Source organism: Neoroseomonas rubea (assembly GCF_016106015.1).
GTDB lineage: Bacteria > Pseudomonadota > Alphaproteobacteria > Acetobacterales > Acetobacteraceae > Neoroseomonas > Neoroseomonas rubea.
Map to the genome: position 1 here is coordinate 1 of NZ_JACADQ010000157.1, position 8,958 is coordinate 8,958.

7 protein-coding genes are annotated in these 8,958 nt (G+C 72.8%); 6 read left to right on the forward strand and 1 reads right to left on the reverse strand.

The features are described from left to right. From HW577_RS14880 to pgaD, 6 genes are all read left to right on the forward strand, one after another. Positions 1–196: peptidoglycan-binding domain-containing protein (locus tag HW577_RS14880; protein ID WP_232474955.1), on the forward strand; the 196-nt coding region annotated here is incomplete at its 5' end. Between the two features lie 123 nt (positions 197–319). Next, positions 320–1,417 carry an alpha/beta fold hydrolase gene (locus tag HW577_RS14885; RefSeq protein ID WP_232474956.1) on the forward strand — a complete coding sequence of 366 codons (1,098 nt, stop codon included), beginning with the start codon at positions 320–322 and terminating at the stop codon, positions 1,415–1,417. Positions 1,418–1,777: 360 nt separating this feature from the next. Next, positions 1,778–4,210 (forward strand): poly-beta-1,6 N-acetyl-D-glucosamine export porin PgaA, encoded by a 2,433-nt coding sequence (gene pgaA / locus HW577_RS14890; RefSeq protein WP_198376939.1) that lies wholly within the window; start codon positions 1,778–1,780, stop codon positions 4,208–4,210. Beyond that, positions 4,210–6,156 carry a poly-beta-1,6-N-acetyl-D-glucosamine N-deacetylase PgaB gene (gene pgaB, locus HW577_RS14895; RefSeq protein ID WP_198376940.1) on the forward strand — a complete coding sequence of 649 codons (1,947 nt, stop codon included), beginning with the start codon at positions 4,210–4,212 and terminating at the stop codon, positions 6,154–6,156. The genes pgaA and pgaB overlap by 1 nt, the downstream gene beginning before the upstream one ends. Before the next feature lie 5 nt (positions 6,157–6,161). Next, positions 6,162–7,427 (forward strand): poly-beta-1,6-N-acetyl-D-glucosamine synthase, encoded by a 1,266-nt coding sequence (pgaC, locus tag HW577_RS14900; RefSeq protein ID WP_198376941.1) that lies wholly within the window; start codon positions 6,162–6,164, stop codon positions 7,425–7,427. Next, complete coding sequence (gene pgaD, locus HW577_RS14905) at positions 7,427–7,882, forward strand: poly-beta-1,6-N-acetyl-D-glucosamine biosynthesis protein PgaD (RefSeq protein ID WP_198376942.1); 456 nt, start codon at positions 7,427–7,429, stop codon at positions 7,880–7,882. The genes pgaC and pgaD overlap by 1 nt, the downstream gene beginning before the upstream one ends. Positions 7,883–7,888: 6 nt before the next feature. Here the strand turns inward: pgaD and HW577_RS14910 are convergent. Further along, positions 7,889–8,958, reverse strand: a 1,070-nt coding sequence (locus HW577_RS14910; protein WP_419956590.1) for a hypothetical protein, incomplete at its 5' end; no start/stop codon positions are given.

Genomic DNA, 8,958 nt, shown 5'->3' on the forward strand with positions numbered 1-8,958 from the left:
GGCGGTGGACCGGCCGTTGGCGCGTTTCGCGCAATCGGCCTTGGCCCGACGCGGCACCTGGACCGCGCCGGTCGATGGGCGGGACGGGCCCGCCATCCGCGCCGCCCTGGCCGAGTTCGCGCGGGCCGAGCGGCTGCCGCCCGCCGCCCCCTTCGACCCGGCGGTGATGGACCGGCTGCGGCCCCTGCTGCGCTGACCCGGCCGCCCTTCGGGCCTCCCACACAGTCGGTTCATGCGCTGCCGATGCAGGGCCACCGCGGCGTGCGAACGGTGCTGACCGCCCAGCCAAGGGCGGCGAAAGCCCGCGGCAAGCGCCGCGTTGTCCGATCGCATGCGGGATGCGCCCTGGATCGGCGCTCCGTCCGATGGCAGCCTTGCCCGCTTCGAGGGTCGCGGGGCGCGCATGGGCTGGCCGGTTCGGGAAGGCGTGTTCGAGGCGGGCGACCTGCCGCTGCATCGCGGCGGCTCGCTCAAGGGCGCGCGCATCGTCTGGCGGGCGCATGGCACGCTGTCGCCGGCGCGGGACAACCTGATTCTCTATCCGACCAGCTACGGGGCGCAGCATCCGGACATCGAGTGGCTGATCGGCCCGGATGGCGTGCTGGACCCCACGCGCTGGTGCGTCGTCATTCCGAACATGTTCGGCGGCGGGCTGTCCTCCTCGCCCAGCAACGACCCGGACTGGCCGGCGCTGGTCACGCCGCGGGACAATGTCGCGGCGCAGCGGCGCCTGCTGCACGAGGTGTTCGGCGTCGAGCGCCTGCACGCCGTCTATGGCTGGTCGATGGGCGCGCAGCAGGCGTATCACTGGGCCGCCGCCTTTCCTGGCGCCGTCGGGCGTATCGTGGTGAACTGCGGCAGCGCGCGGACCAGCGTGCACAACCGGGTCTTTCTCGCCGGGCTGATGGCGGTTCTGGAGGCAGCTCCCGAGTATGACGGTGTGGCCCGCTTCCGCGCACCCCCGCGCGGCGCCCAGCGCGCCTTCGGTCGGAGCTACGCCGGCTGGGCGCTGAGCCAGGATTTCTATCGCGCCGGGCTGCACCTTTCGGCGCTCGGCGCGCCGGACCTCGAGACCTTCCTGCGCACCGACTGGGAGGAACGCTTCGCTCGCCGCGACGCGGCCGATCTCCTGGCGCAGCTGCGCACCTGGGATGCCGCGGACATCGCCGATGATCCGCGCCATGGCGGCGACCTGGCGCGCGCGCTCGCATCCATCGAGGCGCGGGTGCTGCTGATGCCGTCGGAGACCGACCTCTATTTCCGCGTCGCCGACAATGCCGCCGAACTGCCGCATCTGCGCCACGGCGCGCTGCGGCCGATCCCCAGCATCTGGGGCCACCGCGCCGGCAACCCGGTGGCGAATCCGGCCGATGCGGCCTTCCTGCGCGCCGAGGTGCGGGCGTTCCTGGAGGGCTGAGGTCAGTCGCGCCGGAGGCGCGCGGGTACCTACCAGGCAGGAGGCGCGCGGTACCTGCCGTGCCGGAGGCGCGCTGTTGCCGGAATGCCGGGCAGACTCCTCACGCTACCGACATGAGTCTTCGGCGCCACACCGGTAGATGAATTCCAGTTCATTCAGCCGCTGGTAGAGGAATGGCGATAGTCTCGGGCTCGTGACCAAAATGGGCCGGCTCCGCTGAAGAAATCCGCATATCTCCCTGTCCTCGGCCTCCTCGCCCTGCTGGTACCCGCGGGCGGAGCCCTTGCGCAGGATGCTGCCGCCCTGCGCGAAGCCGGCGTCGTCGCGGCGCGCGCAGGCCGGCTGGATGAAGGCATCGCCATGCTGGAGCGCGCCCGCGCTGCCGCCCCGGCCGATCGCGGCACGCTCGCCGACCTCGTCGTCGTGCTCTCCTGGGCCGGTCGGGACAGGGAGGCGCTGGCCCGCTTCGCCACGCTGGGGGAGGCGAACGCGCCGGCCTATGCCGTCGCGGCCGCCGCCGTATCCGCCCGCCGTTCCGGCCAGGCTTCGCGCGCCGCCTCGCTCTATCGCCGCGCCATCGCGGCCGGGGAGACCGGGCTCGAAACCCGCCTGGGCCTGGCCCTGGCCGAAGCAGCGCGCGGGGATGCCGCCGCCGCCCGCGCCGCGTTGGCCGAGGCGGAAGCCGCTTTCCCCGGCAGCCCGCGCATCCGCCAGGTGGCCGCCGAGATCGAGCGCGCCACGCGGCCGGACCCTGCCGCTACGGCCGCCCGCGTACGCGCCACCGCCGCCGCCGAAGGTGCGACACGCGCGGCGGACCAGGCGCTGGCGGCCGCGCATGGCGCCTCGTCCGATGCGCTCGTGCCGCTTGCCGACACGCTCATGGATCTGCGCCGGCCTTTCGATGCGCTCGCCGTCGCGCAGCGCGGCCTGCGCGCCGCGCCGGGGAACCGCGACCTGCGGCGGCGGGAAGCGCTGGCGCTCGCCGCCATCGGCGCCCCTGAACTCGCACTCGTCCGCGCCGCCGCCGCGCCCGGAATCCTGACCCCGGCGGAGGAACGCCGCATCCGCTCCGCCGCCACGGCCTTCCTGGTGCGCTGGGGCGGCCAGGTGGAATCGCCTACGCCGCGCGACCCCGCGGCGCGCCACGCGCGTACCGATGCGGCGATCGCCGCGCTGGATGCCGCGATCGCCGCCTGGACGCCGCTCGGCCCCGAGGCGGCCGGCGCGGTGCGCAACGCGCGGCTCGACCGCCTTGCTGCGCTGCGCGCTCGCGGGCGGATGGAGGAGGTGGTGGCGGAGGCCGAGGCGCTCGGCCGCGATGCACCGCTGCCCGCCTATGCCCGCGAACCCTATGCCGACGCGCTGCTCGACCTGCGCCGGCCCGAGGAGGCCGAGGCCGAATACCGCGCGGTGCTGGAGGCCGACCCCGGCGCGCTCGAACCCACGCTCGGCCTGTTCTACGCCCTGTCGGAGCAGCGCCGCTGGCGCGAGGCGCGGGAGATCGCCGACCGCCTCGGCCGCGACATACCCGCCTATCGCCCCGTGCGCGGCCCCGAGCCGCCGGCCGAGGAATACGACCGGATCGAGGCGGTGCGCGCCGGCATCCTCTGGCGCATGTGGGGGGACGACCTCGCCGGCGCCGAGGCCGAGGCCGATCCACTCGCCGCGAACGCCGCCATGAACGCCTCCCTCCGCGCGCTGCGCGGCGATATCTGGCGGCTGCGCGGCTGGCACGACCGCGCGCTCGAGGAATACGAGACCGCGCTGACGAACGAGGCGGACGCGCTCGACCTCCGCCTCGGCCGCGCGACCGCGCTGCTGGAGCGCCGCCGCTGGGCGGAGGCGCGAGAGCAGATCGGCATCCTGGCACGCGAATACCCCGAGAACGACGCGGCGCGTCGCCTCGCGCGCCGGCTCGAGGTGCACGACATGCGCGAATTCGAGGCGAGCGTGCGCGGCGGCCTCGAACGCGGGTCGAGCGAACCGGAGGTCGACGTGACGGCGCGGCTGTGGTCGGCGCCGATCGCGGAGAACTGGCGGGTCTTCTCCGGCGCGCGGCTGCGCACGGGCGATACCAATGGCGGATCGCTGACCACGTACCGGCTGCTCGCCGGCGTCGAATGGCGCGGCACCGACCTCGTCGTGACCGGCGGGGCGAGCCTCGACCGGGAAGGGGTGGATCGCGGCGGCGCGTTCCTCTCGGCCGCCTGGCGCCTGTCGGACCATTGGAGCATCGAGGCGCTGGGCGAGATCAGCGCCGGCGACACGCCCCTCGCCGCGCTGCGTGCGGGCATCCACGCGGATGCGGCGCAGCTCGGCCTCGCCTGGCGGATCTCGGACCTGCGGGAGGCGGCGGTCTCCGCGCGCGTGGTGCAGTTCTCCGATGACAATACGCGCCTGATCGGCTTCGCCCGCGTGCAGGAACGGGTGATGAACCTGCCGGACTGGAAGCTCGACCTGCAGCCCTACGCCTACGGCACGCGCAACAGCCAGGCGGGCGGGCCCTACTTCAACCCGGAAAGCGACCTGGAGGTCGGCGTGACCGCCGCGCTCACCTGGATCGCCTGGCGGCGCTACGAGCGCGACCTGCGCGTGCGCTTCATCGCGACCGGCGGCGGCTACTGGCAGGAAGGCTTCGGCTGGTCGCCGCTGCTGGCCCTGCGGTGGGAGAACGAGCACCGCCTGAGCGAAACCTTCTCCTTCTCCTACGGCGCTGGCTGGGTGCGGCGCGACTATGACGGCGTGTCGGAGGATGCGGGCAGCGTCACCGGCGCGCTGCGCTGGAGGTTCTGATGCGGCTCATCCCCCTCACGCGCCGCGGGCTGCTCTCGCTGCCCGCCGCGCTGGCCCTGCCGCGCGGCACCGCGGCGCAGCCCGGCCCGGGGCGCTTCGCCTCCATTGCCTATCACGAGATCGGCGAGGACGGACGCGAGCGCCACTACTCCATCTCGGAGAGCATGCTGGTCCAGCATTTGTCCTTCCTGCGGCAGGATGGCTGGCGCTTCGTCTCGCTCGACGACGTGTTCGCGGCGCGCGATGGGCGGCGGCCGCTTCCGGCCAAGGCGATGCTGCTGTCCTTCGACGACGGCTACAACGACTACTACACGCGCGCCATGCCGATCCTGACGGCGTTCCGCGCGCCGGCGGTCTTCGCGCTGGTCACGTCCTGGATGGAGACGCCCGCGGGCGGCACCTTCGACTACGGCGGCCAGCCGACGCCGCGCTCGGCGCTGATGAGCTGGGCGCAGGCGCGGGAGATGCAGGCCGGCGGCCTCTGCGAATTCGCCTCCCACAGCCACGACCTGCATCATGGCGTGCGCGCCAACCCGCAGGGCAATGTCCAGCCCGCGGCGGTCACGCGCATCTATGACGAGCGGACCGGGCGCTACGAAACCGATGCCGAATGGACGCGCCGGATCGAGGGCGACCTCGCGCGCTCCAGCGCGATCCTCGCGCGCCATCTGGGGCGCCGGCCGCGGTCGATCGTCTGGCCGTATGGGCGCCACAACCTCGAGACGGTGGCCATCGCCCGGCGGCTCGGAATGCCGGCGACGCTGACGCTCGAGCCCGGCCCGGCCGATGCGTCGCGTCCCGACCGAATCAACCGCCTTCTGACCATGTCCGATCCGCGCGTGCCGGACCTCGCGCGGCTGGTGCGCTTCGACGAGCCGGTGCGCGAGCGCGTGCTCCATGTCGATCTCGACCATGTCTACGACCCTGACCCGGCGCAGTCGGCACGCAACCTCGATGCGCTTGTCTCCCGCGTATTCCGCCTCGGCCCCTCGCATGTCTATCTCCAGGCCTATGCGGACCCGGACGGGGACGGGGTGGCGGAGGCGCTGTACTTCCCCAACCGGCACCTGCCGATGCGCGCGGACCTGTTCAACCGCGTCGCCTGGCAGCTGATGACGCGGGCCGAGGTGCAGGTCTTCGCCTGGATGCCGGTGCTGTCCTTCCGGGTGGGGGAGGAGCGCGACCTGGTGCTGTCGACCCGCCACGGCACACCGGCGCGTGACGCGGAACACTACTGGCGCCTGTCGCCCTTCGCGCCGCGCACCCGTGCGCTGGTCGGTGAGATCTACGAGGACCTTGCGAAGCACGCGTCCTTCGACGGTCTGCTGTTCCACGACGATGCCTTCCTGACCGACCATGAGGATGCGAACCCTGCCGCGCTGGCCGCCTATCGCGCCGCGGGCCTGCCGGGGGATGTCGCGGCGATCCGCGCCGACGCCGGGCTGATGGCGCGCTGGACCGCGCTCAAGTCCCGGGCGCTGACGGACTTGACGCTGCATCTGGCGGACCGCGCGCGCCGCTGGCGCACCCCGCTCAAGACCGCGCGGAACCTCTATGCCCGCACGGTGCTCGAGCCACGGTCGGAGGAATGGTTCGCGCAATCCCTGCCGGGCTTCCTCGCCGCCTATGACCGCGCCGCGCTGATGGCGATGCCCTACATGGAACAGGCGCCCGACGCCGACGCCTTCTTCCGCGAGCTTTTCGCGCGCGTCGCGGCCACGCCGGGCGGTATCGAGAAGACCGTGTTCGAACTGCAGGCGGTCGATTGGCGCCAGCAGCCCGCGCGGCCCATCCCGGCGGCGCGCCTGCGGTCCCAACTGCGGCTGCTGCAGCGGCTCGGCGCGCATCACATGGGCTGGTACCCCGACGACTTCATCCAGGGCCTGCCCGACGCCGACACGGTGCGAGACGCGATCAACGCCCGTTCCTTCCCCTTCCGGCGGTGAGCGCGATGACGATTCTCTCGGGCGTCCTGCCCGCGCTCTACACCTTTGTCGGCTACTGGCCGCTGCTGATGATGCTGGTCTGGGTGATCGGCGGGCTGGTTTTCGCGAACCTGCACGAGAACGGCACGAAGCGGCGCGACAGGCCGCCGCCGATGAAGACTCCGCTCGCCGTCACCATCCTCATTCCCTGCTACAATGAGGAGGACAACGCGGAGGAGACGATCCGCGCCTGCGCCGCGCAGGCCTATCCGGATTTCGAGATCATCGCCGTCAACGACGGCTCGAAGGACGGGACGGCCGAGGTGCTCGACCGGCTCGCCGCGGAGATCCCCCGTCTGCGCGTCGTGCATCTCGCGAAGAACCAGGGCAAGGCGATGGCGCTGCGCGCCGGCGCCATGGTTGCCCGCGGCGAGATCCTGGTCTGCATCGACGGCGACGCGATCCTGCATCCCGACTGCACCGCCTGGCTGGTGCGTCGGTTCGAGGACCGGCCGCGGCTCGGCGCGGTCACGGGCAACCCGCGCATCCGCAACCGCTCGACGCTCCTCGGCCTGCTGCAGGTGGGCGAGTTCTCGGCGACCATCGGCCTGATCAAGCGGACGCAGCGCCTCTATGGCCGCGTCTTCACCGTCTCGGGCGTCGTCGTCGCCTTCCGCCTGAGTGCGTTGGACGATGTGGGGTGGTGGACGGCGGACAACCTAACCGAGGATGTCGACGTCACCTGGAAGCTGCAGCGACGCCGCTGGACGGTGCATTTCGAACCCAACGCACTGTCCTACATCCTGATGCCCGAGACGCTGCGCGGCTTGTGGAAGCAACGGCTGCGCTGGGCGCAGGGCGGCGCGCAGACCTTCATCCGCTACGCGCCGGACTTCATGGTCTGGCAGGGGCGGCGCATGTGGGGCGTGCTCGCGGAATACGCCATCTCGGTGTTCTGGTGCTACGCGATGGTGCTGACGCTGGCGCTGACGCTGCTAGGCCTCGCGGGTGTGCTGCCGCCGGGGATCAGCCCGCCGCCGGCGCTGCTTTCCTCCTGGGGGATGGTGCTGTCGATCGCCTGCCTTGCGCAATTTGCGGTCGCGCTCTGGGTGGACCGGCGCTACGAGCCGGAAGGTGCCGCCAACTATCGCCCGCTGCTCTGGGTCATCTGGTATCCGGTCGCCTTCTGGCTGCTCTCGGCCGCGTCGACCGCCTGGGGCTTCCCGCGCGCACTGCTGCGACGCGACGGGCGCCGGGCGCGCTGGGTCAGCCCCGACCGGGGGTTCCGCTGATGTCCGCGACGCAAGACTTCGTGCCGCCGCTGATCCTGGACGCGGCCTCCCGGCCGCTGCTGCTGCGCCTGCGGGACATCATCCTCACCAGCCTGCTCTGGGCCGGGTGGCTCTACCTCCTGCTCGCCGCGATCGGCGCTGTGTGGGTGCCACCCTTCGTGCAGCACATGCTGCCGGTCGAACCGCCGGACCATCCCTGGCTCGTGCTCCGCGCCGCACTGCTCTGCGTCTCGATCGCCGTCTTCGTCTGCGCGCTGATGCTGATCCGCGTGCTGTTCGAGCGCCGTAAGTTCCGCGGCGAGGACCGACGCCGCTACTTCCCCCGCCCGGATGACGCGGTGATCGGCGCGGCCTTCGGCGTGCCGCCCGCCGACCTTCCGGGATGGCGCGCGGCGCGGCGGCTCGTCGTCCACCACGACGAGGAAGGCCGCGTCACCGGCGTGGACGCAGGCTGACGCCGATCACGACGCCAGCAGCGCCAGCAGCCGGCGCATCGCCGCGCGGTTGCGCGCCACGCAGGCGCTGCGCGGTTCCCCATCGCCGAACAGCGCTGCGACATCGGCCGCGATGCCGTCCCGCGTCGCGCGGCTGAGCGACCAGCCGAGCGGCGGCCGACCGTTCCCCTGGGCGCAGAGCGCGAACTGCACCGCTTCCCCTTCCGCGAAGGCGGCCTGGCGCCAGACACGGCGCACGGTCTGCACGCCGCGCGCGCTCCGCGTCGCGGCCAGCGCACCGGCGGGGGCGATCAGCTGCGTCATCGCGCCGCTGTCCCGCTCGGCGCAGGTGGTGGGCAGGGGCGCGTTCACGTCGACGGGCTGCGGCCCCCCGTCCGCGGCACCGCAGAGCGACCAAGCCTGCGCCTCTCCCGGGCGCCACAGGTCGCGCTCGGACAGGTCGGGGTCGGAGGAGATCTCGATCAGCACTGGGCGGATGCCGATGGCGCGCTCGCGCAGGAAATCGCGCACTGCGCGCAGCACCTCCGCCCCGGTTTCGCCGCCGTAGTTCTCGAAATAGCCGCCATCTGCGATGTGGCCGTTGCGCGTGCCGTCGGCCGCCCGCATCAGCCCGGCCGGCGTCACATAGGGGAAGCGGGCGGCGTTGAGCGCGGCGGTGGAGACGCGGATGTCCCGCCCATGCAGCGCGAAGAAGTCGAAGGCATCGTCGAAATGCCGCAGCGTGATGGCGAGCGGCGAGGTGACCACGCGCTTGCCGCTCTCGACCTGCGTGCCGTTCAGGAACAGCGCCGGGCGCCATTCTGCCGACGGCCGCAGCGCATGGAAGGACGCCGCCATGGCCGGACAGCCGGCGGCGGCGCAGGCGTTCTCCCACGCGCGTTCCAGCACCGCGGCGCGGTTCGGAACGAGCGCGCGCAGCGCCGGGCCGAAGGTGTCGCCGAAGGCGTAGCCGGCGAAGACGGGGCCTAGGAAGTCGGGCGCGAGCGCCGCCGCGCCGATGCCCGCGACAGCGCAACCCGGCACGCCGGAGAGCGGCTCCGCGCGGCAGGCCGCCTGCGCCGCCGGGCCCGGCGTGC